This window comes from Streptomyces sp. WAC03905, from assembly GCF_057371075.1.
The window spans coordinates 2,114,986-2,140,259 of sequence record NZ_JBXYDZ010000003.1 but is presented as its reverse complement, the minus strand read 5'-3'; the positions used below and the strand labels follow the sequence as shown (position 1 = coordinate 2,140,259).

Below are 25,274 nucleotides of genomic sequence, written 5' to 3'. Positions count from 1 at the left end.
CGGGCACCGCACGGGAGAGTTTCCGCGAACCGGAACTTAGGGTCACCTTACCTTTGCCGGTGTCCGCCTCGCGGACAGGGTGGTTCTCTCCGGAGCGGGCCGGGTGGCAGGATTCGGGGCATGTCAGACCAGCTCCCCCCGCCCGCCGGCGGGCCCGCCGCCCCGTACGACGCCCTCCTGCTGCTGTCCTTCGGCGGCCCCGAGGGACCCGACGACGTCGTGCCGTTCCTGGAGAACGTCACGCGCGGCCGCGGCATCCCCCGCGAGCGGCTCAAGGAGGTCGGGCAGCACTACTTCGGCTTCGGCGGCGTCAGCCCGATCAACGCGCAGAACCGCGCCCTGCTGGACGCGCTGCGCAAGGACTTCGCCGAGCACGGACTCGACCTGCCGGTCTACTGGGGCAACCGCAACTGGGCCCCGTACCTGACCGACGTGATGCGGGAGATGGCCGCCGACGGACGCCGCCGCATCGCCGTGCTGACGACCAGCGCCTACGCCTCGTACTCGGGCTGCCGGCAGTACCGCGAGAACCTGGCCGACGCGCTGGCCGCGCTGGCCGCGGAGGGCGCGGAGCTGCCGCAGGTCGACAAGCTGCGGCACTACTTCAACCACCCCGGCTTCGTGGGTCCCATGACCGACGGCGTGGTGGCCGCGCTCGACGCGCTGCCCGAGGAGGTCCGCGAGGGCGCGCACCTCGCCTTCACCACCCACTCCATCCCCACCGCCGCCGCGGACACCTCCGGCCCCGTCGGGGAGCACACCGCGGACGGCGAGGGCGGGGCGTACGTCAGGCAGCACCTCGACGTCGCCCGGGTGATCGCGGACGAGGTGGCCGCGCGGACCGGTGTCACGCGCCCCTGGAAGCTCGTCTACCAGTCCCGCAGCGGCGCCCCGCACATCCCCTGGCTGGAGCCGGACATCTGCGACCACCTGGAGGCGCTGCACGCCGAGGGCGCGCCCGCCGCGGTCATGGTGCCCATCGGCTTCGTCTCCGACCACATGGAAGTCCTCTACGACCTCGACACCGAGGCCACGGCCAAGGCGGCGGAGCTGGGCCTGCCCGTCGCCCGTTCGGCCACGGTCGGAGCCGACCCGGCGTTCGCCGGGGCCGTACGGGAGCTGGTCCTGGAGCGCGCCGCCAAGGAGCGCGGGGAGCCCGCCCAGGAGTGCTGGGTGGGCACGCTGGGCCAGAGCCACGACCTGTGCGCGGTGGGCTGCTGCCCGGCGCGCAGCCCCCGGCCGGCCGCCGCGGGCGCGGACAGCCCCTACTAGGCCCCGCGGGGTGTCAGGGAGAAGACGAACCATGATGTCCGAAGAACTGAAGGTTGAACTGCTGGCGGTCGGGACGGAGGCCGCCCGGCAGGCCGGGGCGCTGCTGCGCGACGGCCGGCCCGCCGACCTGACGGTGGCGGCGACGAAGAGCAGCCCCATCGACGTGGTGACCGAGATGGACATCGCGGCGGAGAAGCTGATCACCGGCATCCTCGCCGAGCGGCGTCCCGAGGACGGGCTGCTGGGCGAAGAGGGCGCGGATACCCCGGGCACGAGCGGCGTGCGCTGGGTCGTCGACCCGCTGGACGGCACCGTGAACTACCTCTACGGGCTGCCGAGCTGGGGCGTGTCCATCGCCGCCGAGTACGGCGGTGAGACCGTGGTCGGCGTCGTGGCGGCGCCCATGCGCGGGGAGGTCTACCACGCGGTCCTCGGCGGCGGGGCCTGGCTGGGCACCACCCGCCTCGCCTGCCGTCCGGCGGCCCCGCTGGACCAGGCGCTGATCGGCACCGGCTTCGCCTACGTCCAGGCCCGGCGGGCGCACCAGGCCGGGGTGGCGCAGCGGATCATCCCGCTGGTGCGGGACATCCGGCGGGGCGGTTCGGCGGCGCTGGACCTGTGCGACGTCGCCGCGGGACGGCTGGACGGCTACTACGAGCGCGGCCTGAACCCCTGGGACCTGGCCGCCGGCGACCTGATCGCCCGCGAGGCGGGGGCCCTGACCGGAGGCCGTCCGGGGGAGCCGGCCTCGGGCGAGCTGGCGCTGGCCGCCAGTCCGGCCGTCTTCGCCTCGCTCCAGCCGCTGCTGGAAGAGGCCGGGGCCTGGCACGACTGAGGCCCGCGGACAACGACGTGGACCCCGGCCGCCGAAGGGGCGGCCGGGGTCCACGTCGTCCTGGGTGTGCGCGCAGCCGGGCGGGGCCGGCCGGACGCGGTCAGTCCCCGGTCAGCAGGCGGGTACGGCGGCCGTGACCGGCACGCCGTGCTCGGCGGCCAGGCGCTGGAGGTCCTCCAGCTCCGCCTGCTCCACTTCTGCGAGGAAGTCGTCGCCCGTCTCACGGGCGTGCCTGAGATCCGACTGCGTGGCCCTGATGCGGTGCTGGAGACCCGCGGTGAATGCGTCCATGGTGGGTTCGCCCCCTCTTCGTGGGTCGGCGGCGGCACGTGGCGATACCGCCGTCAGGGAGTGGATGGGGTGTTCTCACGTCCTCCCCGGCACCCTGGGATCAGAAACCTCCCGGGGCCCGGGAATCCTCACTTCCGCCCCGCGAGCCCCTCCCTGACCCGTCTTACAGCCGGTTTACGGCTGAAACGTGCAGGATGTACGACGCAATACAGGTGTGCCCTCAGGGCTCGGAGGAAGGAAACGACGTGCGCGTACTCGTCGTCGAGGACGAGCAGCTGCTCGCCGATGCGGTGGCCACCGGCCTGCGCCGGGAGGCCATGGCCGTGGACGTCGTGTACGACGGCGCCGCCGCCCTGGAGCGGGTCGGCGTGAACGACTACGACGTGGTCGTGCTCGACCGGGACCTCCCGCTCGTACACGGCGACGACGTGTGCCGGAAGATCGTCGAGCTCGGCATGCCCACCCGCGTGCTGATGCTGACCGCCTCCGGTGACGTGAGCGACCGCGTGGAGGGTCTGGAGCTGGGGGCGGACGACTACCTGCCCAAGCCCTTCGCCTTCACCGAGCTGACGGCCCGCGTGCGCGCCCTCGGCCGGCGCACCACCGTCGCGCTGCCGCCCGTACTGGAGCGGGCCGGCATCAAGCTGGACCCGAACCGGCGCGAGGTGTTCCGCGAAGGCAAGGAGGTGCAGCTGGCGCCGAAGGAGTTCGCGGTGCTGGAGGTCCTCATGCGCAGCGAGGGGACCGTGGTCTCGGCCGAGCAGCTGCTGGAGAAGGCCTGGGACGAGAACACCGACCCGTTCACCAACGTGGTGCGCGTGACGGTGATGACCCTGCGCCGCAAGCTGGGGGAGCCGCCCGTCATCGTGACGGTGCCCGGTTCCGGATACCGGATCTGACCGCGTGGCGACCACCCCGGCGCCACCGACCGCGCCACCGAAGCCGACGTGGGACCCCGGCCAGCCCGAGGGTCCCTTCCCGTGGCTGAGGCCGACCATCCGCATACGCCTCACCCTGCTCTACGGCGGGATGTTCCTGATCGCGGGCATCCTGCTGCTGTCGATCATCTACCTGCTGGCGGCGCAGGCGCTGCGGCAGGGCAACGCGCTGCCGTTCCAGATCGTCGGCGGCCAGGTCAAGGTCACCAGCTCTTCCTGCCCGGGAGTGGTGGGTCTGGAGCTGACGCCCGACCAGTTCAACGCGGCGATCGGCCAGTGCATCCTCGAACAGCGCCGGCACGCCCTGGACGACCTGCTGAGCCGTTCGCTGATGGCCCTGCTGGGCCTGAGCATCATCGCCTTCGCCTTCGGCTACGCGATGGCCGGGCGGGTGCTCTCGCCGCTGGGCAAGATCACCCGTACCGCCCGCCGGGTGGTCGGCTCCGACCTGACCCGGCGGATCGAGCTGGACGGCCCGGACGACGAGCTCAAGGAGCTGGCCGACACCTTCGACGAGATGCTCGACCGGCTGGAGCGGGCCTTCACGGCCCAGCAGCGGTTCGTCGCCAACGCCTCGCACGAGCTGCGGACGCCGCTGGCGATCAACCGGACCCTGCTGGAGGTGCACCTGTCCGACCCGGGCGCGCCGGTGGAGCTCCAGCAGCTCGGCAAGACCCTGCTCGCCACCAACGAGCGCAGCGAGCAGCTGGTCGAGGGCCTGCTGCTGCTGGCCCGCAGCGAGAACCAGATCGTCGAGCGCAAGCCCGTGGACATGGCCGAGGTCGCCTCGCGCGCCGTCGACCAGGTACGGGCCGAGGCCGACGCCAAGGGCGTGGAGATCCGCGGCGAGCGGGCGCCGGCCGTGGTCCAGGGCAACGGCGTCCTGCTGGAGCGGATCGCCCTCAACCTGGTGCAGAACGCCGTCCGGTACAACGTGCCGGAGGACGGCTGGGTGGAGGTCACCACCGAGGCCCAGCACGGTCAGGCGGTGCTCCTGGTGTCGAACACGGGTCCCGTGGTTCCCGCGTACGAGGTGGACAACCTCTTCGAGCCGTTCAGGCGGCTGCGTACGGAGCGTACGGGCAGCGACAAGGGTGTCGGACTGGGCCTGTCGATCGCGCGCTCCGTGGCGCGCGCCCACGGCGGCAGGATCCAGGCGATGCCGCGGGAAGGCGGTGGCCTCGTGATGCGTGTCACTCTGCCTTTGTGAGACCCCCCACCCCGTGTTCGCTTTTGGCTGAATACTTGGCCCCTGAATCCATCCGCCCCTGTGTGATCGATCACAGTGGGTGGTGTCCGGCCATGTGCGTTCGGTGACTCGGGGGCGGCCGGAACGCCCGGGAAGTCCGGGTTTCCGGCCCCCCGAATGGCGGGAAATACACGGGGTGGCGTTTGTGCAAGACGGCACCCGGACCGTGTACGGTCCCGGTCGTCATCCCAGCCAATCGCCCCTTCAGGTGGGCGGCTGGGTGTCGATTGAGTAACAGACCTTGATGTGAGGCAAAATCTCCGCCTCAGGTCGGGCACAAGTCCGGCCTCTCGTGCGTTACGTGCGCTGAGACACCGCTAACACCCAGAGGGGGAGAGCGAACAATGGCAACGGACTACGACACCCCGCGCAAGACCGACGACGACGTCGACAACGACAGCATTGAAGAGCTGAAGGCTCGACGCAATGAGAAGTCGTCCTCGTCCGTCGACATGGACGAATTCGACTCGGCCGAGAGCCTGGAGCTGCCCGGTGCGGACCTCTCCAACGAGGAGCTGGCCGTCCGGGTCCTGCCCAAGCAGGCCGACGAGTTCACCTGCATGAGCTGCTTCCTGGTGCACCACCGCAGCCAGCTGGCGCGCGAGAAGAACGGCCAGCCGATCTGTCGCGACTGCGACTGAGAGGCGTCGGCCGTGGCTGGCTCGACACCCTTTCGGAAGCGCCGCTTCCGAAAGTCAGGTGATCCGGCGGAGACGCAGGTGGTGACCACGGACCCGGAGACGGGTCCCGAAGCCCCCGGCGGCTCCGCCAGTGCGGTACCCGCCGTTCCCTCCGCCGCCGTCCCGGCGGCGTCGGGCGCGGAGCCCGGTGAGGGATCCCGGAGCGGCCCCGGGGGCCGTCGGCTGCAAGCCGTCAGGAACGGCGTGCGCAAGGGGGGCGAAGGCGTGCGCGGCGCCGCCCTCTACATCACCGACAGGATCATCGAGAACGCACCGCGCGTTCCCGTCCGGGACCTCGCGACGCTGCGCGCGCAGTTCCCCGGACTCGGACCCGACCAGCTCGCCGACAAGCTGATCTCGGGCGCCACCGCCGCCTCGGCGACCGTCGGGGCGAGCATCGGCGCGGCGGCCATGCTGCCCGTGCCGCCCGCGATGCCCGCCGAACTCGCGGCGGAGATCACCGGCGTCGCGGCCATCGAGCTGAAGCTCATCGCGGAACTCCACGAGGTCTACGGCCAGCGGCCGCACGGCAACCTCAAGGAGCGCACGTTCGCCTACCTGACCGCGTGGACGGAAGAGCGCGGGGTGGACCTGACCAAGCCCACCACGCTGAACGCGGCACTGGGCGGGCAGATGAAGCGCGAACTGCGCCAGCAGATCGTCAAGCGGATGATCCGCAGCCTGCCGAACCTCATGCCCTTCATGGTGGGCGCGGCCGTCGGCGCGGTCATGAACCGCCGCGACACCCGCAAACTCGCCGAGAAGGTCCGTGGGGACCTGCGCAAGCAGGCGGTGGCCTGGGAGGCCCTGCGGAGCCTGCCGCCCCTGGAACGACCCGTGGAGCCCCTTCCCGAGGCCACCAGGGCCGCGCTGGAGGGTCCGGAGTACTTCACGCGCGACTGACGCCGTCCGCGGACCCGGCGGCTCAGGCCGTCTGCGCCGCGCGCAGGGCCGAGACCAGGGCCTGCGGCTCGCGGGTGGAGACGTAGACGTACGGGGTCGGGTCGGCGGGGTCGGTGACCTCCACGCGGACCGCCGTCGGCACGTAGCTGCGCATCAGCATGAAGGCCCGGGTGTCCGCCTTGTACGTCCGCCAGGCGCGGGCCTCCTCGGCGTCCAGGACCTCGGGCTCACCCAGCGCGGACACCGGGATCCGTGCGTCGCCGACCGCCAGCGCGCCGTTCACCACCCGCACGCGCGCGGAGCCGTACGAACTCACCAGCAGCCCGGCCAGCGCGGTGCCGCCCACCAGACCCGCCAGCAGCGGCAGCGTTCCCAGCGGCAGCAGCATCAGCGCGCCCGCGAGGCCGGTCAGTACGGCGATGCCCCACCAGGAGCGGGGGGCGGTCAGACGTTCGTCGTGGTGCGCGGTGGAGAGCTGCATGCCCTCAAGCCTGCCACGAGGCGACCGGTGGGTAGCCGCGCGGGTAAGGTCTGCGCCTGTGAGTGGACGAAACACAGCGCTGACGCCCCCGGCCGATGCCACCGCACCGGTCCGGCATCCTGACGCGCCGGCCCCCGGCGAGCTCCTCGGTGCCCACTACGAGCACTGTTTCGGCTGCGGTGGCGGCCAGCCGCACGGCCTGCACCTGGAGGCCCGGGCCGGCGAGGGCGTCCGCATCACCGCGGAGTTCACCGTCAAGCCCGCCCACCAGGGTGCGCCGGGGCTGGCCCACGGCGGGGTGCTCGCCACCGCCCTCGACGAGACGCTGGGCTCGCTGAACTGGCTGCTGCGCGTCATCGCCGTGACGGGACGACTGGAGACGGACTACGTGCGGCCGGTGCCCGTGGACACCGTGCTGTACCTGGAGGCCGAGGTCACCGCCGTGGCCGGCCGGAAGATCTACTGCACGGCCGTGGGCCGGATAGGCGGGCCGGAGGGCCCGGTCGCGGTCCGCGCCGACGCGCTCTTCATCGAAGTGAAGGTCGACCACTTCATCGACAACGGACGACCCGAGGAGATCCAGGCGGCGATGGCCGACCCGGACCAGGTCAGGCGCGCACGCGCCTTTGAGGTGAACCCCTGATGTCCCTGAACAACAACGGATCCCGCCATGACGTCGACGTGCTGATCCGCCGCGTCGATCCGGAGGTTCCCATTCCGGCGTACGGGCACCCCGGTGACGCCGGCTGCGACCTGGTGACCACCGAGGCCGCCGTACTGGAGCCCGGCGAGCGCGCGGTGCTGCCCACCGGAGTGTCGATCGCCCTGCCCGACGGGTACGCCGCCTTCGTGCACCCGCGGTCGGGTCTGGCCGCGCGCTGCGGGCTCGCGCTCGTGAATGCCCCGGGGACGGTGGATGCCGGGTACCGTGGAGAGATCAAGGTGATCGTGGTCAATCTCGACCCTCGCGAGAGCGTCCGGTTCGAGCGTTTCGACCGCATTGCCCAGCTGGTTGTCCAGCGGGTCGAGAAGGTGCGCTTCCACGAGGTGGCGGAGCTTCCCGGCTCGGCCCGGGCCGAGGGGGGTTTCGGCTCCACCGGCGGTCATGCGGCCGTGGCCGGATCCGGGGCTGGTCAGCAGGGTGGGAATGGCTACGCTTCGGTCGTAACCGACCGGGAAGGACAGTGACGTGTTCGGACGTCGCAAGAAGAACGACTCCGCCCATGACGGCGGCGCGGCCGAGCAGGTCGTAGACGGCGTCGCCGCCGATGAGCAGGACGACGCGGGCGAGTCGGACGGCGCCGCCGCGCCGCGCCGCATCAACCTGCCCCCGGCCCCGCGGCCGGACGGCCCCTGGGACGTCTCCGAGGTGCTCGGGAACCCGGCCGACGGCCGGGTCGACCTGGGCGGCATCTTCGTACCCGGTGTCGACGGCATGGAACTGCGCGTCGAGGTCGCCGGGGACGCGATCGTCGCCGCCACCGTGGTCCTGGGCGACAGCGCCGTGCAGCTGCAGGCCTTCGCCGCGCCCAAGAAGGAGGGCATCTGGGGCGAGGTCCGCGACGAGATCGCCGCGGGCATCACCCAGCAGGGCGGCATCATCGACGAGGTCCAGGGTTCGCTGGGCTGGGAGCTGCGCGCGCAGGTGCCCGTCCCGCTGCCCGACGGCCAGACCGGCGCCCAGCTGGTCCGCTTCGTCGGTGTCGACGGCCCGCGCTGGTTCCTGCGCGGTGTCATCTCCGGTCAGGGCGCGGTGCGCCCCGAGTCGGCGGGCGTGCTGGAGCAGATCTTCCGGGACACCGTCGTCGTCCGCGGCGACGGCCCGATGGCCCCGCGCGACCCGATCGTCCTGAAGCTGCCCAACGACGCCCAGATGGTGCCGGACGGCGTGCAGACGGAGGAGCAGGAGGGCTCCCGCTTCGGCGGCGGCATGGGCCAGCTGGAGCGCGGCCCGGAGATCACCGAGGTCCGCTGACCCCGGACGGCCCCCGCGCACAGGGGGGCACGTCGCGTCTTCGGCCGGTGGGCCCCACCCCGACGGGTGGGGCCCACCGGCTTTCGCGCGCTGGTGCGGCCGGCACTGCGCCGCACCCGCGCGCCGACCGCCGCCGCACCCGCGCGCCCGCCGGGCAGTACGCGGTGTCCGCCGGGCAGCCCGCCACCACGTCCGAGGGGCAGCGCGCCCCCGCGCCCGCCGGCAGCGGGTCCCGCGTCAGGGATCCGTCAGGGATCGGGTCGGGGACCGCGATCGGTGCGTGCGCCGACCGGACGTCCCCGAGAATGAGCCCATGGGACGCGGCAAGCTCAGGATCTACCTCGGCGCGGCGCCCGGTGTGGGCAAGACCTACGCGATGCTCTCCGAGGGGCACCGCAGGGTGGAGCGGGGCGCGGACTGCGTCGTCGGCTTCGTCGAGCACCACGGCCGGCCGCGCACGGAGGTCATGCTGCACGGCCTCGAACAGGTGGAGCGCAGGACGCTGGCCTACCGCGGCGCGTCCTTCACCGAGATGGACGTGGACGCGGTCCTCGAACGCCGGCCGGCGATAGCGCTCGTCGACGAACTCGCGCACACCAACGTCCCCGGTTCGCGCAACGCCAAGCGCTGGCAGGACGTGGAGGAGCTGCTGCGCGCGGGCATCGACGTGGTGTCCACGGTCAACATCCAGCACCTGGAGTCGCTCGGCGACGTGGTCGAGTCGATCACCGGGGTGCGGCAGCGTGAGACCGTGCCCGACGAGGTGGTCCGCCGGGCCGACCAGGTCGAGCTGGTCGACATGTCACCCCAGGCGCTGCGCCGGCGGATGGCCCACGGGAACATATACAAGCCCGAGAAGGTCGACGCGGCCCTCTCCAACTACTTCCGGCCCGGCAACCTCACGGCCCTGCGCGAACTCGCGCTGCTGTGGGTCGCCGACCGCGCGGACGAGTACCTCCAGCAGTACCGGGGCGAGCACGGCATCCGTTCGACCTGGCAGGCGCGGGAGCGGATCGTCGTCGGCCTCACCGGCGGGCCCGAGGGGCGCACCCTGATCCGGCGCGCCTCGCGCATGGCGGCCAAGGGCTCGGGCAGCGAGATCCTCGCCGTCTACATCGCCCGCAGCGACGGCCTGACCGCGGCCTCGCCGAAGGAGCTCGCGGTCCAGCGGACGCTGGTCGAGGACCTGGGCGGAACGTTTCACCATGTCATCGGCGACAACATCCCCGACGCCCTGCTCGCCTTCGCGCGCGGCGTCAACGCCACCCAGATCGTGCTCGGCTCCAGCCGCCGCCGCTCGTGGCAGTACGTCTTCGGCCCCGGCGTCGGCGCGAGCGTGGCCCGCGACTCGGGACCCGACCTCGACGTCCACATCGTCACGCACGAGGAGGTCGCCAAGGGCCGCGGCCTGCCCCTGGCCCCTTCCGCCGCCCGCCTCGGACGCAGCCGGATCCTCGCCGGCTGGGTCGTCGGCACGCTCTTCCCGGTCCTCCTGTGCCTCCTGCTCACGCACATCGCCGCGGACCTCGGCATCGCCAACGACATGCTGCTCTTCCTGGCGCTGACCGTGGCGGCCGCCCTGCTGGGCGGACTCTGGCCGGCCCTGGCCTCCGCCGCTGTCGGCTCGCTGCTGCTGAACTACTACTTCGCGCCGCCGCTGCACCGGTTCACCGTGTCCGACCCGCGGAACATCGTGGCCATCGCCGTCTTCTTCGGCGTGGCCGTCTCGGTGGCCTCGGTCGTGGACCTGGCCGCCCGGCGCACCCACCAGGCCGCCCGGCTGCGCGCCGAGTCCGAGATCCTCTCCTTCCTGGCCGGGAGCGTGCTGCGCGGGGAGACCACCCTGGACGCGCTGCTGGAGCGGGTGCGCGAGACCTTCGCCATGGAGTCGGTGGCCCTGCTGGAACGCGCGGACGACCGGGAGCCCTGGAGACGGGCCGGCTGCGTCGGCCCCCGCCCGGTCGCCCGGCCCGAGGACGCCGACGTCGACATGCCCATCGGCGACCACATGGCGCTGGCCCTGTCCGGGCGGGTCCTGCCCGCCGAGGACCGCCGGGTGCTCGGCGCCTTCGCCGCCCAGGCCGCCGTGGTCCTGGACCGCCAGCGACTGGTCGGCGAGGCCGAGGAGGCCCGGCGGATGGCCGAGGGCAACCGGATCCGGACCGCCCTGCTGGCCGCCGTCAGCCATGACCTGCGTACGCCGCTGGCCTCCATCAAGGCCTCCGTGACCTCGCTGCGCTCCGACGACGTGGAATGGTCCGAGGAGGACCGCGCGGAGCTGCTGGAGGGTATCGAGGACGGCGCCGACCGCCTCGACCACCTGGTGGGCAACCTGCTCGACATGTCGCGGCTGCAGACCGGGACCGTCACCCCGCTGATCCGGGAGATCGACCTCGACGAGGTGGTCCCGATGGCGCTGGGCGGCGTACCGGAGGACAGCGTGCTGCTGGACGTGCCCGAGTCGCTGCCGATGGTGGCGGTGGACCCCGGGCTGCTGGAACGGGCCGTGGCCAACGTCGTCGAGAACGCCGTCAAGTACAGCCCGGCGGGAACGCCCGTGCTGGTGGCGGCCAGCAGCATCGGCGACCGGGTCGAGGTACGGGTGGTCGACCGCGGGCCCGGGGTCCCCGACGACGCCAAGGACCGGATCTTCGCCCCCTTCCAGCGGTACGGGGACGCCCCCCGCGGCGCCGGAGTGGGCCTCGGGCTGGCCGTCGCCCGCGGATTCACCGAGTCCATGGACGGCACGCTCGCCGCCGAGGACACTCCCGGGGGCGGGCTCACCATGGTGCTGACCCTGCGCGCGGTGCCCCGCACCACGACCAGCCGGGGAACCGCGAGCGGGACCACGTCCGCGAACGGCAACGCGAACAGCAACGCGAACACCGACATGAAGACGCGACAGAAGGCAGGACCCCCATGACCCGGGTGCTCGTGGTGGACGACGAGCCGCAGATCGTCCGAGCCCTCGTGATCAATCTGAAGGCGCGCAAGTACGAGGTCGACGCCGCCGCCGACGGCGCGGGCGCTCTGGAACTCGCCGCGGCCCGTCACCCCGACGTCGTCGTCCTCGACCTCGGGCTCCCGGACATGGACGGGGTGGAGGTGATCAGGGGGCTGCGCGGCTGGACCCGCGTACCCATCCTGGTCCTCTCCGCCCGGCACAGCTCCGACGAGAAGGTGGAGGCCCTCGACGCGGGCGCCGACGACTACGTCACCAAGCCCTTCGGCATGGACGAGCTGCTGGCCAGGCTGCGCGCCGCCGTCCGCCGGGCGGAACCGGCCGCCGGTGCGGGCGGGGACGAGGTGGTCGTCGTGACCGAGGGCTTCACCGTGGACCTGGCCGCCAAGAAGGCGGTGCGCGAGGGGCGTGACGTACGGCTGACGCCGACCGAGTGGCACCTGCTGGAGGTCCTGGTCCGCAACGGCGGCAAGCTGGTCAGCCAGAAGCAGCTCCTGCAGGAGGTCTGGGGGCCGTCCTACGGCACCGAGACGAACTACCTGCGGGTCTACATGGCCCAGTTGCGGCGCAAGCTGGAGGCGGACCCCTCGCATCCGCGGCACTTCATCACCGAACCGGGCATGGGATACCGCTTCGAGAGGTAGTCGGCGCGCCGGTAGGCTTTCCTGTATGAGTGCTGAACCGCGTCCCGAGAAGCCCGCGAAGCCGGCCAGGCCGGCGGGCCGGTTCCGCCGGATGATCGAGCGGCTGTCGACCTCGCAGGAGGAGCTGCACTCCGCGGAGCTGCAGGAGGACGCAGAAGCCGCGGGCTGTACGCGGATCTGCGACTGCGACGACCGCCAGATAGTCAAGGTGACCGGGACCCTGCGTACGGTCACCCTCCGCCCGCGCGCGGGCGTCCCCGCGCTGGAGGCCGAGCTGTTCGACGGCTCCGGCGCACTGGACGTCGTCTGGCTCGGGCGTCGCTCGATCGTGGGAATCGAGCCCGGACGCCGCATGATCGCCTCCGGGCGGATCTCGCTGAGCCACGGCCGTCGGGTGCTGTTCAACCCGAAGTACGAACTCCGACCGCTCGGACAGGAGCAGTAACCGGCGATGTCATTCGACGAACCGACCAACCCGGGGCCCGGTGCCGAGCGCTCCGCGGGCCCGTCCGCGGAACGGCCCGTGGAACAGTCCGCGGCCCAGTCCGCGGAGCAGTCCGCGGACCAGAAGGCCGTGACGCAGGCGGCGCTGTTCGACGCGTTCGGAGGTGTCCGGGGCACCATCGAGACGATGCTCCCCGGGCTGCTCTTCGTCATGATCTACACGGTCAACAAGGACGTGAAGATGTCCGCCATCGCGGCGGGCGCGGTCGCGGTGCTGCTGGTGATCGTGCGGCTGCTGCGCAAGGACACGGTGAAGCACGCCTTCAGCGGCGTCTTCGGCGTGGGCGTGGGCGTGGCCTTCGCCCTCTTCACGGGCAGCGCGAAGGGCTTCTACCTGCCGGGCATGATCTACGGCGTCGGCCTGGGCGTGGCCTTCACGGTCTCGGCGCTGGTGGGCTTCCCGCTGCTGGGCGTGATCCTCGGCCCGGTCTTCAAGGAGAACCTCTCCTGGCGCACCCGCAATCCGGGGCGCAAGAAGGCGTACACGAAGGCGAGCCTGGCGTGGGGGCTGATCTTCCTCGCCAAGTACGCGATCCTCTTCCCGCTGTACTGGTGGGGCGACGCGACGCAGCTGGGCTGGGTCCTGATCGCGCTGAAGCTGCCGCCGATGGTGCTCGCGGTGTACTTCACCTGGGTCTTCCTGGCGAAGGCGCCGCCGCCGATCGACGTCATCGCGGAGTGGGAGGCGAAGGAAGCCGCCGAGGAGGCCCGCAAGGCCCCCTCGCACCGCAAGGCCTGACCGCCGGAGCAGCCCGGCACACGAAGTGGAACAGGGGCGGGAGCGGCCGTGGAGGCCGCTCCCGCCCCTGCGCGTCGTCCGCTGCGGGGCCCCGGGGGTCCGCACCGCACTCGGCCCCCGGGCCGGGGAAGCCAGAAGGGGGCGCGCCCGGCAGGGTGCGCCCCCTTCGTCCGTCGAGCAGGACCGCAGGTCAGCGGCGGGCCTGGAGGAGGTCCTCCAGCTGCTCCTCGCGGGCCTGGGCGGCCACGAAGAGGAGCTCGTCACCCGGCTCCAGTGTCTCCTCGCCGTGCGGCGTGAGCACCCGGTTGCCGCGGATGATCGTGACCAGCGAGGTGTCCTCGGGCCAGCTGATCTCGCTGATCTGCGTACCGGCGACCGAGGAGTCGGCCGGCAGGGTCAGCTCGACCAGGTTGGCGTCGCCGTGGCTGAAGCGCAGCAGCCGGACCAGGTCGCCGACGCTCACGGCCTCCTCGACCAGCGCCGACATCAGGCGCGGCGTGGACACCGCGACGTCCACGCCCCACGACTCGTTGAAGAGCCACTCGTTCTTCGGGTTGTTCACACGGGCCACCACGCGCGGTACCCCGTACTCGGTCTTCGCGAGCAGCGAGACGACGAGGTTGACCTTGTCGTCACCGGTGGCCGCGATGACCACGTTGCAGCGCTGCAGCGCGGCCTCGTCCAGCGAGGTGATCTCGCAGGCGTCGGCCAGCAGCCACTCCGCCTGCGGCACCCGCTCCACCGAGATGGCCGTCGGGGCCTTGTCGACCAGGAGCACCTCGTGGCCGTTCTCCAGCAGCTCACCCGCGATGGAGCGGCCCACCGCGCCTGCCCCGGCGATGGCGACCCTCATGCGTGTGCCTCCTCAGGCCCCTCGGCGAAAGCCGCCTCGACCTTGTCGATCTCGTCCGTGCGCATCATCACGTGGACGAGGTCGCCCTCCTGCAGCACCGTCTGCGACGTCGGCAGCATGGCCTCGCCCAGCCGGGTGAGGAACGCGACACGCACGCCCGTCTCGTCCTGGATCTTGCTGACCTTGTGGCCGATCCAGGCGGGGGAGGTGTGCACCTCGGCGAGCTGTACGCCGCCGCTCGGGTCCCGCCATAGCGGCTCGGCGCCCGACGGCAGCAGCCGGCGCAGCATCTGGTCGGCGGTCCAGCGCACGGTGGCGACGGTGGGGATGCCCAGGCGCTGGTAGACCTCGGCGCGCTTGGGGTCGTAGATGCGGGCGGCGACGTTCTCGACGCCGAACATCTCCCGGGCCACCCGCGCGGCGATGATGTTGGAATTGTCACCACTGCTGACGGCCGCGAACGCACCCGCGTCCTCGATTCCCGCCTCCCGCAGGGTGTCCTGGTCGAAGCCGACCCCGGTCACGCGGCGGCCGCCGAAACCGGCGCCGAGGCGGCGGAATGCGGTGGGGTCCTGGTCGACGACTGCGACCGTATGACCCTGCTGTTCCAGGGTTTGCGCGAGGGCGGAGCCCACTCTTCCGCAACCCATGATGACGATGTGCACGGCCGTCCTTCCGGCTGTCAGCGACTCGCTGGTTCCCAGCCTCATTGCATCTCTGGTTTAACAGGGTCTCAGACCATGGCCCAAGCTACACACGGGTGGTCACGGGTGAGGCCTCTTGTCCGCTTCTCGGGACGCGACCGGGCCCGCGCGAGCCCACCCGAGAACCCGGCGGCGCGTCCGCGGCCCCTCCGCAGCGCATCCGCAGTACATCCGCAGCGCATCCGCAGCGCACTGCTGGTGCGTTCGTGGTGCGGTCGGGGAGGAAATGCGGCGGGATTGCGGTACGAGGGGGTGGAGGTTCGCCAGTCTGATTTCGAACGCTTACGATCCTCTGCGTGTCCAAACTGACCGACGTGCCCAAACGGATCCTGATCGGCCGGGCGCTACGCAGCGACCGCCTCGGGGAAACACTCCTTCCCAAGCGGATCGCCCTTCCTGTCTTCGCGTCCGACCCTCTCTCCTCGGTGGCCTACGCCCCCGGCGAGGTCCTGCTGGTCCTGTCGATCGCGGGCGTCTCCGCGTACCAGTACAGCCCCTGGATCGCCCTCGCGGTCGTGGTGCTGATGTTCACGGTGGTCGCCTCCTACCGGCAGAACGTCCACGCCTACCCCAGCGGTGGCGGCGACTACGAGGTGGCCAACACCAACCTCGGCCCGAAGGCCGGCCTCACCGTGGCGAGCGCCCTGCTCGTCGACTACGTCCTGACCGTCGCCGTGTCGATTTCCTCCGGTGTGGAGAATCTCGGCTCGGCGGTGCATTTCGTCATCGAGCACAAGGTGCTCTCGGCGATCGTCATGATCCTTCTTCTCACGCTGATGAATCTGCGCGGCGTGAAGGAGTCGGGCAAACTCTTCGCGATCCCGACCTACGTCTTCGTCGCCGCGGTCTTCATCATGATCGCCTGGGGTGCCTGGAAGGGCATCGTGCTCGACGAGACGATGGCCGCCCCGACGGCCGATTTCGAGATCGAGCCCGAGCAGAAGGGCCTCGCCGGCTTCGCGATGGTCTTCCTCCTGCTGCGCGCCTTCTCCTCCGGCTGCGCCGCACTGACGGGCGTCGAGGCCATCAGCAACGGCGTGCCGGCCTTCCGCAAGCCCAAGAGCAAGAACGCCGCGAGCACCCTCGCCCTCATGGGCGGCCTGGCCGTCACCATGTTCTGCGGGATCATCGGCCTGGCCATGGCCACCGACGTGCGCATGGCCGAGAACCCGGCCGTGGACCTGCTGCACGACGGTGTCCCGGTCGGCCCCTCGTACGTCCAGGACCCGGTGATCTCCCAGGTCGGCGAAGCCGTCTTCGGTGGCGACAGCATCCTCTTCGTCCTGCTGGCGACCGCCACCGCGCTCGTCCTCTTCCTGGCCGCGAACACCGCGTACAACGGCTTCCCGCTGCTCGGCTCGATCCTCGCGCAGGACCGCTACCTGCCGCGCCAGCTGCACACGCGCGGGGACCGGCTCGCCTTCTCCAACGGCATCGTGCTCCTCGCCGGCGCCGCCATACTGCTCGTCTGGATCTACGACGCCGACTCGACCAAGCTGATCCAGCTCTACATCGTCGGCGTGTTCGTGTCCTTCACGCTCAGCCAGATCGGCATGGTCCGGCACTGGAACCGGCACCTGAAGACCGAGCGCGACGTCGCCGCCCGCCGCCGCATGCACCGCTCCCGGGGGATCAACGCCTTCGGCGCCTTCTTCACGGGCATGGTCCTGGTCATCGTCCTGGCCACCAAGTTCACCCACGGCGCCTGGGTCGCCCTGCTCGGCATGGTGATCTTCTACGGCACGATGACGGCGATCCGGAAGCACTACGACCGGGTCTCCGCCGAGATCGCCGCGGCCGAGGGCCCCAGCGACGACAGCGTGCGCCCCTCCCGCGTCCACTCGATCGTCCTGGTCTCCAAGGTGCACAAGCCCACGCTGCGCGCCCTGGCCTTCGCCAAGCTCACCCGCTCCGACACCCTGGAAGCGGTCAGCATCAGCGTGGACACGGCCGAGACCAAGGCGCTGCGCGAGGAATGGGACCGGCGCGGGATCAACGTCCCGCTCAAGATCCTCGACTCGCCGTACCGCGAGATCACCCGGCCGGTCGTCGAGTACGTCAAGGGCCTGCGCAGCGAGAACCCGCGCGACGCGGTCAGCGTGTACATCCCCGAGTACGTCGTCGGCCGCTGGTGGGAGCACCTGCTGCACAACCAGAGCGCGCTGCGCCTCAAGGGCCGGCTGCTCTTCACCCCCGGTGTGATGGTCACCTCGGTGCCGTACCAGCTGGAGTCCTCGGAGCTCGCCAAGCGGCGGGCGAAGAAGCGCCAGGACTGGAACGCCCCGGGCTCGGTCCGCCGCGGGCCGGTGGACACCCCGAAGCCGTCGAAGGCGCCGACCGGCAAGGGCTGACCGGGTTGGTGAACGGCCGGACGAGATCCACGTAAACTGGTGGGTCGGTCGTCCGGCCGTTCACTTTTTGGTCTTTCTTATCCTTGGAGCCTCCCCGCCATGACGGAGCAGAACGAGAAGCAGTCACTGGTCGGGGAGGAGTACGAGGTCGAGGTCGGTCCCGTCGCGCACGGCGGTCACTGCATCGCCCGTACCGCCGAGGGCCGGGTCCTGTTCGTCCGCCACACCCTGCCGGGCGAGAAGGTCGTCGCGAAGGTCACCGAGGGCGACGTCGACTCCCGCTTCCTGCGCGCCGACGCCATCACCGTGCTCGACGCCTCCAAGGACCGCGTCGAGGCCCCGTGCCCGTACGCCGGCCCCGGCAAGTGCGGCGGCTGCGACTGGCAGCACGCCAAGCCGGGCGCGCAGCGCCGGCTCAAGGGCGAGGTCGTCGCCGAGCAGCTGAAGCGGCTCGCCGGGCTCACGGCCGAGGAGGCCGGCTGGGACGGCACCGTGATGCCCGCCGAGGGCGACAAACTGCCGGCCGGGCAGGTGCCGCAGTGGCGCACGCGCGTGCAGTACGCGGTCGACGAGGACGGCACCGTCGGCCTGCGCAAGCACCGCTCGCACGAGATCGAGCCGATCGACCACTGCATGATCGCGGCGCAGGGCGTCAGCGAGCTGGGCATCGAGAAGCAGGACTGGCCCCAGATGGCCACCGTCGAGGCCATCGCCGCCTCCGGCTCCCAGGACCGCCAGGTCGTCCTCACCCCGCGCCCGGGCGGCCGCCTCCCGCTGGTCGAGCTGGACAAGCCGGTCTCGGTCCTGCGCGTCGAGGAGAAGGACGGCGGGGTCCACCGCGTCCACGGCCGCCCGTTCGTCCGGGAACGCGCGGACGGCCGTACGTACCGCGTCGGCATGGGCGGCTTCTGGCAGGTCCACCCGCAGGCCGCGGACACCCTGATCAAGGCCGTGATGCAGGGCCTGATGCCGCGCAAGGGCGAGATGGCCCTGGACCTGTACTGCGGCGTCGGCATCTTCGCGGGCGCCCTCGCGGAACGCCTGGGCGAGACGGGCGCGGTCCTCGGCATCGAGTCCACGAAGCGCGCGGTGGAGGACGCCCGGCACAACCTGGCGGACTTCCCCCGGGTCCGCATCGAACAGGGCAAGGTCGAGACGGTCCTCCCGAAGACCGGCATCACGGAGTGCGACCTGGTCGTCCTGGACCCCCCGCGCGCAGGCGCCGGCAAGCAGACGGTCCGCCACGTCGCGGGCCTCTCGGCCCGCCGCATCGCGTACGTCGCGTGCGACCCGGCGGCCCTGGCCCGCGACCTGGCCTACTTCGCGGAGGCCGGCTACAAGCCCCGCACCCTCCGCGTCTTCGACCTCTTCCCGATGACCCACCACGTGGAGTGCGTGGCGATCCTGGAGCCTGCTGGAAAGGGGCTCTGACTTGCAGTTTCCGAGCCGACGCTGATCTGCGGTCGGGCGTCAGCGGTGTACCGTGCCCGCAGTCGTCACCAGGCGTACGTCGCGTAGGGCCTGGAGGTCCCGCAGGGGGTTGCCCCGGACGACCAGCAGGTCCGCGCGGTGTCCTGGGGTGAGGGTTCCGGTGTCGGTGAGGCCGAGGGCCTCGGCCGTGCGCCGGGTGGCCAGGTCCACGATCTCCGGTGGTGTGCAGCCCAGGTGGGCGAAGAACTCCAGACTGGAGACGAAGTCGTCGAAGACCGCGCGGCTCACCCCGGCGTCCGTGCCCGTGATCAGGCTGACCCCCCGCTCCCGCATGCTGCGCAGCCCGCTGAACATCGTCTCGGCGCGTTCGGCGCCGAAGCGCTGGGCGAAGCCTCGCCAGTCGGGGCTGGCGGCCGGGCAGACGTGGATGCCCTTGGCCACGATCTCGTCGACCACGTCGTCGATCAGCCGGAAGCCGTCCTGGTCGATCCAGGTGCAGTGCTCGATCGTGGTCACCCCCGCCTCGACCGCGGCCCGGATGCCCTCGGTGCCGTGGGCGTGGGCCGCCACCGGGAGACCGGCGCGGGCCGCCTCGGCCACCACGACGCGCAGTTCCTCCGCCGTGAACTGCGCGGACCAGATCGGCGGTCCCTCCTTGGTGATGCCCCCGCCCGTCGCCATCACCTTGATGACGTCGACGCTCAGTTCCGCGTTCCGGCGCACCAGGTCGCGGATGGCATCCGTTCCCGAGACCTCGCCGCCCAGGAACCAGCAGTGGCCGCCGGGGCCGGTGACGGGTGTGCCCGCGGCCAGGATCCGGGGGCCGGGCAGCCGGCCGGCCGCGATGGTGTCGCGCAGCCGTACCGCCAGACCGTTGCGGTCGCCCAGGTCCCGCACGGTGGTGACTCCGGATGTCAGCAGGGCGTGCGCCCGGTGGGCCATTCCCTTGGCCACCGTGGCGTCGTCGGCTTCCCGCAACGCGGTGACCGGGTCGGGACCCGCGTCCAGCGCGAGGTGGACGTGGGCGTCGATGAGGCCGGGCAGGAGCGTGCCGTCCGGATGGTCGTGGTGGGCGATGCCGAGGGGGGCGCGGGCCTCCACCTCCGCGCGCGGCCCGACGTCCGTGATCACGCCGCCGCGGACCAGGACCGCTCCGTCGGACAGCGGTCGCTCGTGGGGCCCGACGATCACGAGCCCGGCCGAGATCAGCGTCTCCGTCCCCAACGGTGCTCCGTTCCTCACGCGCGCGAGGCCGCCAGGGCCTCGGACATCCGCGTCAATTGCCGTACGTCGTCTTCCAGTCCGCCGTCCCCGTCGGGCAGCGCCACCGGCACCGCCCGCGACGGTGCCTCCTCGCCCGCCGCGTACGCCCGCAGAGCCGTGCGCAGATGGATCGCCGCTACCTCGGGCTCCAGGGGCACCGTGGTGTCCGCCATCAGCGCCAGATGGGGACTGATCCGGACCAGGCCGTCCCGGCACTCGATGACGCGTCGGTAGTAGCGGCGGTGCACGCTGCGCGGGGTCAGCCCGTCCCACCAGCGGTCGTACGGGGTGCGTCCGAGCGCGTCCTCCGGGAAAGCGGCGTGCAACTCCTTCCACAGTGGGGCGAGTTCGCGGTACACGCGGCCGTGGTGCCACCACACCCGGATGCTCGCCCACCGTGTCACGAGACCGGGCCAGACCACCCCCGTCACGAACAGCGGGATCGCGAGGTCAAGGGCGAGCTTCGCCCCGACGATCACGGGGTGCGGTACCTCCCCGCCGAGGAGGCGCACGAGTGTCGCGGCCTCACGGACCGCGGAGGCGAGCACCATGCCGGCCAGCGCGGCCGTCAGCATCCGCAGCCCGACCACCAGAGGCCGGCCCGCCAGCCGGGCGTACCGCACCGTCCACACCAGCGCGATGGTCAGGGCGTACGTCAGATAGGCGCCGGCCATGAGGTAGAAGACGGCGACGCCCGGCTCCCGCATGTCGGCGGTGGCGTACGTGTGGCTCCGCTCGACCCCGGGGGTCAGCGCCATCGCCAGCGTGATCACGGCTGCGGTCGCGACGAGTGGCACCGTCTGTCGCCGCACCCGGGCGGTCGCGGTCGCCGGGTCCGAGGCCGCGTGGATGAAGAAGCAGCCGAGGAAGTGGACCGTGCCCAGCAGGCAGAGGTTCTGCGCCAGCTTCGCGGCGCCGTCCCCGGTCAGGCCGTCCATGAGCCGGGCTCCGGCCGGGACGCCGAAGGGGAAGGAGAGGCCCGCGCACAGCAGGCAGAGGAACACCGCGCGGAGCATTCGGTCGGACGGGTCGCGCAGGACTTGCCTCCCCGTCCAGAGCAGGGAACCGTACAGGACGACGGCGAGCACCACGGAGAGCACGGTCAGAGCCATCCCTGCCGGTCGGCCAGCGCCGTGTGCACCCGGCGCACCGAGGCGTCACCGGGGGCGCGGGGCGTGACCCGGTCGAGGACCGAGGCCCATTCGAGGATGATGGTGGCGACGAGTTCGGCCTCGCGCTCGCGCTCCTCGACGTACGAAGTGCGCCTCAGCGCCCGGTTGATCGCCTCGACGGACAGATCGGGCAGCAGCTCCTGCCACACGGCGTCGTCCGACTGGTCGCCCGCGTGGTCCGCGAGGATGTGGCCGACCTCGTGCAGGACGATGTGGTCCTGGTGAGCCTGGCTGGTTTCCTTCTGGAAGAAGATGTAGTCCGCATGGGCTCCGGCGATCCACAGACCGTAGGGGCCGGGGACGGGCAGGGAGTACGGGACCAGTCGGATGGGCCGTCCGCGGTGCTCGCCGAGGAGCCGGCACAGCTCGGGCACGTGCAAGGGGGGTGTGATGCCCAGCTCGCGCAGGACGGAGCGACATCGCTTGCGTAACCGTCGTTCGTTCAAGGACCTACTCCGCTGGTGGATGTCCCGCGTCCTGGTCTGCCATCCAACGGGGTCACACCGTCATGATCCAGGACGATTTCGGCCATCATCCCCCGGCGCACCACCGCGTTCGGCTTGCTCGAGGCGGTAGACGATGTCCAGCAGGTCCATCACCTGCTTGCGGTGTTCCTGCGACAACTGGCCCGCGCGCATGGCCATCAGTTTCACGTCACTGCCCTGGGCGGCCTCGTGCAGCCGTGCCTGCTCGGAGGCGAGTGCCGAGAGCTGCTCCTCGATCCGCGCGCCCGCCTCGTCGTCCACGAAGTAGGCCGTCGGCACGCCGAAGAAGTTGGCCAGTGCCTGGAGGTGACGGAGCGTCGGGTTGGTCTTCCGGCTCTTGCGCAACTGCCAGATGTACGACTGGGAGATGGAGACGCCGGTCTCCCTGATGGCCGACGCCACCTGCTCGTTGCTGTACTCGTGGGTGGTGTCGGGCCGGACGGTTTCGAAGAGCCGGTTCAGCTTGTCGGCGAAGCTGTGATCGGCGTTCTCCGGCACGGCGTCCACCCCCTTCGGGCCTGATGCGGGGCTCCCGCACGCACTCCGGTGCGAGGTCCGGGCGGGATCCGGTACGTGTATCGCTGCGATTCTCCACTGAGGTGAATCTGCGCAACGCCTACTCTGGCCGAGCTGGTTGAAGACCGTCAAGCGCCGGGCTACGGTACCGCTGCACCCGCCGTCGACCGACGTGAAAGGTCCAGATCACCGAAGAATCGACGTGAGTCGATGCCGGACCAGGGGAAAGGCGGTGTCGGCCTTCGGCTTCCGCCCCGACCACCCGGGAGCCGCCCGTCGCGCTGCCCCGACGTCAGGCCGGTCCTCTGCGTCGGCGCACCGACGGCACGGCGCGCGAGCTTGAGCACAACTTGAGGCTGAAGGGGGATCCACGACATGTCATCAGTGCCGGGAACGGCCCACATCCGCGCCCGGGCCAGCACCGGGTCAGAGCCGCTCTACGCCCGGATCCGGGCGCGACTCAGGATGGACATCGCCGCCGGACGGTACGCCCAGGGAGAGCACCTGCCCCCGGCGGACCAGCTCGGCCGGGAGTACGGAGCCAACAAGAACACCATTCTGCGGGCGCTGCGGCTGCTGCGCAGCGAAGGACTCATCGACTTCGGCCGGGGGCGCGGCGCGGTCGTGCTCCACGGCACGCAGCCGATGGACCTCGACGACATCTCCGACCAGTTGCAGCGGGTCGTCAACCTCGCCGACGTCTCGGGCATCCCGCGGGCCGCGATCATCTCCGCCATCGAGCGGATGCCCAGGGTGGCCACCCGCCACGGGCGGACCGCGCGGCACCGCCGGCCTGCCTCCGGGGCCGCCGCGGGCCGGGCTGGTGCCAAGGAAGCTCATGCGGAGAGTGAGCAACAGCCCAAGAAGACCATGCTGATCCGCCGCCCGCGGCCCACCGGATCCGGCTGAGCGGAAGGCTTCTTCTCCCAGGTGGCGACCCCACCCGAGGTGCGGGACCGTCCCGACGGGCAGCACCACGGAACGTGTTGGGCACCGGCCGCGCCTTGAGCGGCCGGACGCCCGCGGCCGAGGATCCTCGTGAGCGGTCACCGCGTCCCGGGACGGGGCCGGCTCGCCAGAAACCCAGCGAGAGAAGGGATCAGAACCATGGCCAAGAAGGTCTACGAGGTTCCGGCGCTTTCCAAGGCCGGCGACTTCCGCAAGGACACCGGCTTCCTGAAGCGCGGGCCGCACGAGCCCAAGGTCCGTCTGCCTCTGGGCTGGTAGTCCGATGACAGGCCACGGCGAGGGCTGGTTCGCGCTGTTTCCGGACTGTGAGGCCGCCCTCGCCGTGGCCTCCCGCCTGGAACCGCGCGCCGTAAGGACCCTCACACACCCGTCCGGAAATCCGTTCATCGTGGGCGACTGGGCCGAATCCGTCCACGCCCGCAACAGCCACGGACTCTTCGTGGCGCTCCTCGGGCACACCCCGGTCGGCACCGCCGAACTCGAGGCGCACCTCGCCGGGGTGCACGAGATCGAGGCGCTCGACCGGCTCACGGCCCGTCTGCCCGGGGACTTCCACGTCGTCGTCGAGGACCACGGCGAGATCCACGCCCGCGGCACGGCCGCCGGGCTGCGCCGCCTCTTCCACGCCACCGCCGACGGCTTCACCGTCGCCGCCAACCGCGCCGACGTCCTGGCCCGGATGGTCGACGCGTCCGTCGACGAGGACGTCCTCGCGCTGCGCCTGCTGGACTTCGTCCCGCACCCGCTGGGCGATGTCCCGCTCTGGCGCGGGGTCCACGCGGTCGTCCCCGGCGAACTCCTCCGGTTCGGCCGCACCCCCACCCGCACCGCCCGCTGGTGGGAACCGCCGCGCATGCACGTCCCGCTCGTCGAAGGCGCCGAGGCACTCCGCCGCGCGCTCGACCAGGCGGTACGGACGCGGGTGGAGGCGGCCGGCACCGTCAGCGCCGACCTGTCCGGCGGGCTGGACTCCACCACCGTCTGCGCGCTCGCCGCTCCGGTGAGCGCCGGGCCGCTGCCCGCCCTCACCATGCCGAGCCGGGACCCGGGCGACGACGACGTGCGGTGGGCGCGGCTGGCCGCCGCGGAGATCGACGGCCTCGACCACGTCCTGCTCGACATCGACGAGATCCCGCTCTTCTACAGCGGCCTGCTCGACGTGCGCGGCCCTGTCGACGAACCCCTGCCCACCCTTCTCGACCAGCCGCGCCAACTCGTCGGTCACGACGCCCTCCTGGCCGGCGGTTCGCGCCTGCACCTGACCGGTATGGGCGGCGACCACGTCCTGTGGGGGCACCCGGCCCATCACCGCGACCTGCTGACCAGCCGCCCTCTCACGGCGCTGCGCAGCATCCGCGGCTACCGGGCCCAGAACCGCTGGTCGATGCGGGAGACGCTGTCGGTGCTCACCGACCGCCGCCCGTACGGCCAGTGGCTCGCCGACGCCGCCGACGCGATCACCGCGCCGCGTCCCGCCCCGCACAGCCCGGACGTCTTCGGCTGGGACATCCCGCCCCGCCTCCCCGGCTGGGCCACGCCCGACGCGGCCGCCTCCGTACGCCGGAGTCTGCGGGAGGCCGCCCGCACCGCCGAACCGCGCGGCGCGACCCGGGCCCTCCACAACGAACTCCACACCCTGCACCACGGCACGCGCGCCACGCGGATCCTGCACCAGGTCGCCGAACACAGCGGGCTGCCGCTGGCCAGCCCCTTCCTCGACGACGCGGTGGTCGAGGCGTGCTGGTCCGTCCGGTCCGAGGAGCGCGCCACGCCCTGGGAGTTCAAACCACTGCTCAAGACCGCGATGCGCGGCCGGGTCCCCGACGCCCTGCTGCGCCGCACGACCAAGGGCGAGGCGTCGGCCGACGCGGCCAACGGCCTGCGCGAGAACCGGGGCCGGCTCGCCGACCTGTGGCGGGACTCGCAGCTCGCCACGTTCGGGCTGGTCGACGCCGAGCGGCTCGTGGACATCACTCTGCGGCCCTCGTCTCCCGAACTGCGGCACGGCGGCCTCGACGCCACGCTCGCCTGCGAGATCTGGCTCCGCACCATCTGAA

The 25,274-nt window shown here is 71.7% G+C and carries 26 protein-coding genes; 18 read left to right on the top strand and 8 right to left on the bottom strand.

All coding sequences use genetic code 11. The annotated features are described in order from the left end of the window. The first annotated feature begins 120 nt into the window (after positions 1 to 120). Both AC2RP6_RS12010 and AC2RP6_RS12005 read left to right on the top strand, forming a co-directional pair. On the top strand, positions 121 to 1,272 hold the full coding sequence (locus tag AC2RP6_RS12010; protein WP_486446225.1) for a ferrochelatase: 1,152 nt from the start codon (positions 121 to 123) through the stop codon (positions 1,270 to 1,272). Between the two features lie 34 nt (positions 1,273 to 1,306). Continuing rightward, a complete protein-coding gene (locus tag AC2RP6_RS12005) occupies positions 1,307 to 2,107 on the top strand; it encodes an inositol monophosphatase family protein (RefSeq protein ID WP_486450304.1) in 801 nt (266 codons plus the stop codon). A 111-nt stretch (positions 2,108 to 2,218) separates the two neighbouring features. On the opposite strand, the gene AC2RP6_RS12000 is transcribed toward AC2RP6_RS12005, so the two are convergent. Beyond that, positions 2,219 to 2,398: a hypothetical protein gene (locus AC2RP6_RS12000; protein ID WP_030650592.1), complete on the bottom strand. Its 180-nt coding sequence runs from the start codon at positions 2,396 to 2,398 to the stop codon at positions 2,219 to 2,221. A gap of 245 nt (positions 2,399 to 2,643) precedes the next feature. Here AC2RP6_RS12000 and AC2RP6_RS11995 point away from each other — a divergent pair, with 245 nt between their 5' ends. The 4 genes from AC2RP6_RS11995 to AC2RP6_RS11980 all read left to right on the top strand — a co-directional run bounded on the left by AC2RP6_RS11995 (position 2,644) and on the right by AC2RP6_RS11980 (position 6,168). Then, positions 2,644 to 3,297, top strand: coding sequence for a response regulator transcription factor (locus AC2RP6_RS11995; RefSeq protein WP_030008767.1), 654 nt, complete (start codon positions 2,644 to 2,646; stop codon positions 3,295 to 3,297). A 4-nt stretch (positions 3,298 to 3,301) separates the two neighbouring features. Continuing rightward, entirely contained in the window at positions 3,302 to 4,546 is a 1,245-nt protein-coding gene (locus AC2RP6_RS11990; protein ID WP_486446224.1) for a sensor histidine kinase, read from the top strand. Positions 4,547 to 4,929: 383 nt separating this feature from the next. Next, a complete protein-coding gene (locus AC2RP6_RS11985) occupies positions 4,930 to 5,226 on the top strand; it encodes a DUF4193 domain-containing protein (RefSeq protein ID WP_030036261.1) in 297 nt (98 codons plus the stop codon). Between the two features lie 12 nt (positions 5,227 to 5,238). Further along, positions 5,239 to 6,168 carry a hypothetical protein gene (locus AC2RP6_RS11980; protein ID WP_486446223.1) on the top strand — a complete coding sequence of 310 codons (930 nt, stop codon included), beginning with the start codon at positions 5,239 to 5,241 and terminating at the stop codon, positions 6,166 to 6,168. Positions 6,169 to 6,190: 22 nt separating this feature from the next. On the opposite strand, the gene AC2RP6_RS11975 is transcribed toward AC2RP6_RS11980, so the two are convergent. Next, on the bottom strand, positions 6,191 to 6,649 hold the full coding sequence (locus AC2RP6_RS11975) for a DUF3093 domain-containing protein (protein ID WP_486446222.1): 459 nt from the start codon (positions 6,647 to 6,649) through the stop codon (positions 6,191 to 6,193). Between the two features lie 58 nt (positions 6,650 to 6,707). Here AC2RP6_RS11975 and AC2RP6_RS11970 point away from each other — a divergent pair, with 58 nt between their 5' ends. The 7 genes from AC2RP6_RS11970 (at position 6,708) to AC2RP6_RS11940 (ending at position 13,473) form a co-directional block, all read left to right on the top strand. After that, complete coding sequence (locus tag AC2RP6_RS11970; protein WP_486446221.1) at positions 6,708 to 7,292, top strand: PaaI family thioesterase; 585 nt, start codon at positions 6,708 to 6,710, stop codon at positions 7,290 to 7,292. Beyond that, positions 7,292 to 7,837 (top strand): dUTP diphosphatase, encoded by a 546-nt coding sequence (gene dut / locus AC2RP6_RS11965; protein WP_030821473.1) that lies wholly within the window; start codon positions 7,292 to 7,294, stop codon positions 7,835 to 7,837. Before AC2RP6_RS11970 ends, dut begins: the two co-directional genes overlap by 1 nt. Position 7,838: 1 nt before the next feature. Then, entirely contained in the window at positions 7,839 to 8,624 is a 786-nt protein-coding gene (locus tag AC2RP6_RS11960) for a DUF3710 domain-containing protein (RefSeq protein ID WP_486446220.1), read from the top strand. Between the two features lie 313 nt (positions 8,625 to 8,937). After that, positions 8,938 to 11,547: a DUF4118 domain-containing protein gene (locus AC2RP6_RS11955; RefSeq protein WP_486446219.1), complete on the top strand. Its 2,610-nt coding sequence runs from the start codon at positions 8,938 to 8,940 to the stop codon at positions 11,545 to 11,547. Next, positions 11,544 to 12,230, top strand: coding sequence for a response regulator (locus AC2RP6_RS11950; protein WP_486446218.1), 687 nt, complete (start codon positions 11,544 to 11,546; stop codon positions 12,228 to 12,230). Before AC2RP6_RS11955 ends, AC2RP6_RS11950 begins: the two co-directional genes overlap by 4 nt. 25 nt (positions 12,231 to 12,255) lie before the next feature. Continuing rightward, positions 12,256 to 12,675, top strand: coding sequence for an OB-fold nucleic acid binding domain-containing protein (locus AC2RP6_RS11945; RefSeq protein ID WP_075971173.1), 420 nt, complete (start codon positions 12,256 to 12,258; stop codon positions 12,673 to 12,675). Between the two features lie 6 nt (positions 12,676 to 12,681). Further along, positions 12,682 to 13,473, top strand: a complete 792-nt coding sequence (locus tag AC2RP6_RS11940; protein WP_486446217.1) for a DUF3159 domain-containing protein — start codon at positions 12,682 to 12,684, stop codon at positions 13,471 to 13,473. A 190-nt stretch (positions 13,474 to 13,663) separates the two neighbouring features. Here AC2RP6_RS11940 and AC2RP6_RS11935 read toward each other — a convergent pair whose 3' ends face one another. Then, positions 13,664 to 14,326 carry a potassium channel family protein gene (locus AC2RP6_RS11935; protein ID WP_030650639.1) on the bottom strand — a complete coding sequence of 221 codons (663 nt, stop codon included), beginning with the start codon at positions 14,324 to 14,326 and terminating at the stop codon, positions 13,664 to 13,666. Further along, positions 14,323 to 14,991 carry a potassium channel family protein gene (locus AC2RP6_RS11930; protein WP_030838372.1) on the bottom strand — a complete coding sequence of 223 codons (669 nt, stop codon included), beginning with the start codon at positions 14,989 to 14,991 and terminating at the stop codon, positions 14,323 to 14,325. Before AC2RP6_RS11930 ends, AC2RP6_RS11935 begins: the two co-directional genes overlap by 4 nt. A 335-nt stretch (positions 14,992 to 15,326) precedes the next feature. Between AC2RP6_RS11930 and AC2RP6_RS11925 the strand changes: the two genes are divergently transcribed. Together AC2RP6_RS11925 and AC2RP6_RS11920 are read left to right on the top strand one after the other, a co-directional pair. After that, positions 15,327 to 17,381 (top strand): APC family permease, encoded by a 2,055-nt coding sequence (locus AC2RP6_RS11925; RefSeq protein ID WP_486446216.1) that lies wholly within the window; start codon positions 15,327 to 15,329, stop codon positions 17,379 to 17,381. 99 nt (positions 17,382 to 17,480) lie between these two features. Further along, entirely contained in the window at positions 17,481 to 18,812 is a 1,332-nt protein-coding gene (locus AC2RP6_RS11920) for a class I SAM-dependent RNA methyltransferase (RefSeq protein WP_486446215.1), read from the top strand. A gap of 39 nt (positions 18,813 to 18,851) precedes the next feature. Here the strand turns inward: AC2RP6_RS11920 and AC2RP6_RS11915 are convergent, their stop codons facing one another. From AC2RP6_RS11915 to AC2RP6_RS11900, 4 genes are read right to left on the bottom strand one after another with little or no spacing between them, the layout of a single operon-like run. Further along, positions 18,852 to 20,036 (bottom strand): amidohydrolase family protein, encoded by a 1,185-nt coding sequence (locus tag AC2RP6_RS11915; RefSeq protein WP_486446214.1) that lies wholly within the window; start codon positions 20,034 to 20,036, stop codon positions 18,852 to 18,854. 14 nt (positions 20,037 to 20,050) lie between these two features. After that, the gene (locus tag AC2RP6_RS11910; protein ID WP_486446213.1) at positions 20,051 to 21,187 is read right to left on the bottom strand and encodes an MAB_1171c family putative transporter; all 1,137 of its coding nucleotides are present in this window, start codon (positions 21,185 to 21,187) and stop codon (positions 20,051 to 20,053) included. After that, positions 21,178 to 21,693 (bottom strand): hypothetical protein, encoded by a 516-nt coding sequence (locus tag AC2RP6_RS11905; RefSeq protein ID WP_045322589.1) that lies wholly within the window; start codon positions 21,691 to 21,693, stop codon positions 21,178 to 21,180. The genes AC2RP6_RS11910 and AC2RP6_RS11905 overlap by 10 nt, the downstream gene beginning before the upstream one ends. 60 nt (positions 21,694 to 21,753) lie before the next feature. Then, entirely contained in the window at positions 21,754 to 22,230 is a 477-nt protein-coding gene (locus tag AC2RP6_RS11900; RefSeq protein WP_486446212.1) for a helix-turn-helix domain-containing protein, read from the bottom strand. Positions 22,231 to 22,623: 393 nt separating this feature from the next. Between AC2RP6_RS11900 and AC2RP6_RS11895 the strand changes: the two genes are divergently transcribed. From AC2RP6_RS11895 to AC2RP6_RS11885, 3 genes are all read left to right on the top strand, one after another. Next, on the top strand, positions 22,624 to 23,157 hold the full coding sequence (locus AC2RP6_RS11895) for a GntR family transcriptional regulator (RefSeq protein ID WP_486446211.1): 534 nt from the start codon (positions 22,624 to 22,626) through the stop codon (positions 23,155 to 23,157). Between the two features lie 198 nt (positions 23,158 to 23,355). Continuing rightward, the gene (locus tag AC2RP6_RS11890) at positions 23,356 to 23,475 is read left to right on the top strand and encodes a keywimysin-related RiPP (protein WP_107069644.1); all 120 of its coding nucleotides are present in this window, start codon (positions 23,356 to 23,358) and stop codon (positions 23,473 to 23,475) included. Between the two features lie 4 nt (positions 23,476 to 23,479). Beyond that, positions 23,480 to 25,273, top strand: a complete 1,794-nt coding sequence (locus tag AC2RP6_RS11885; RefSeq protein ID WP_486446210.1) for an asparagine synthase-related protein — start codon at positions 23,480 to 23,482, stop codon at positions 25,271 to 25,273. Position 25,274: the final 1 nt, after the last annotated feature.

Bases quoted from the DNA above. Each gene is read 5' to 3' on its own strand.
- AC2RP6_RS12000 (WP_030650592.1), bottom strand. From the start codon at position 2,398: ATGGACGCATTCACCGCGGGTCTCCAGCACCGCATCAGGGCCACGCAG.
- dut (WP_030821473.1), top strand. From the start codon at position 7,292: ATGTCCCTGAACAACAACGGATCCCGCCATGACGTCGACGTGCTGATC.
- AC2RP6_RS11945 (WP_075971173.1), top strand. From the start codon at position 12,256: ATGAGTGCTGAACCGCGTCCCGAGAAGCCCGCGAAGCCGGCCAGGCCG.
- AC2RP6_RS11950 (WP_486446218.1), top strand. From the start codon at position 11,544: ATGACCCGGGTGCTCGTGGTGGACGACGAGCCGCAGATCGTCCGAGCC.
- AC2RP6_RS11910 (WP_486446213.1), bottom strand. From the start codon at position 21,187: ATGGCTCTGACCGTGCTCTCCGTGGTGCTCGCCGTCGTCCTGTACGGT.
- AC2RP6_RS11935 (WP_030650639.1), bottom strand. From the start codon at position 14,326: ATGAGGGTCGCCATCGCCGGGGCAGGCGCGGTGGGCCGCTCCATCGCG.
- AC2RP6_RS11985 (WP_030036261.1), top strand. From the start codon at position 4,930: ATGGCAACGGACTACGACACCCCGCGCAAGACCGACGACGACGTCGAC.
- AC2RP6_RS11975 (WP_486446222.1), bottom strand. From the start codon at position 6,649: ATGCAGCTCTCCACCGCGCACCACGACGAACGTCTGACCGCCCCCCGC.
- AC2RP6_RS11895 (WP_486446211.1), top strand. From the start codon at position 22,624: ATGTCATCAGTGCCGGGAACGGCCCACATCCGCGCCCGGGCCAGCACC.
- AC2RP6_RS11890 (WP_107069644.1), top strand. From the start codon at position 23,356: ATGGCCAAGAAGGTCTACGAGGTTCCGGCGCTTTCCAAGGCCGGCGAC.
- AC2RP6_RS12010 (WP_486446225.1), top strand. From the start codon at position 121: ATGTCAGACCAGCTCCCCCCGCCCGCCGGCGGGCCCGCCGCCCCGTAC.
- AC2RP6_RS11955 (WP_486446219.1), top strand. From the start codon at position 8,938: ATGGGACGCGGCAAGCTCAGGATCTACCTCGGCGCGGCGCCCGGTGTG.
- AC2RP6_RS12005 (WP_486450304.1), top strand. From the start codon at position 1,307: ATGTCCGAAGAACTGAAGGTTGAACTGCTGGCGGTCGGGACGGAGGCC.
- AC2RP6_RS11920 (WP_486446215.1), top strand. From the start codon at position 17,481: ATGACGGAGCAGAACGAGAAGCAGTCACTGGTCGGGGAGGAGTACGAG.
- AC2RP6_RS11940 (WP_486446217.1), top strand. From the start codon at position 12,682: ATGTCATTCGACGAACCGACCAACCCGGGGCCCGGTGCCGAGCGCTCC.
- AC2RP6_RS11885 (WP_486446210.1), top strand. From the start codon at position 23,480: ATGACAGGCCACGGCGAGGGCTGGTTCGCGCTGTTTCCGGACTGTGAG.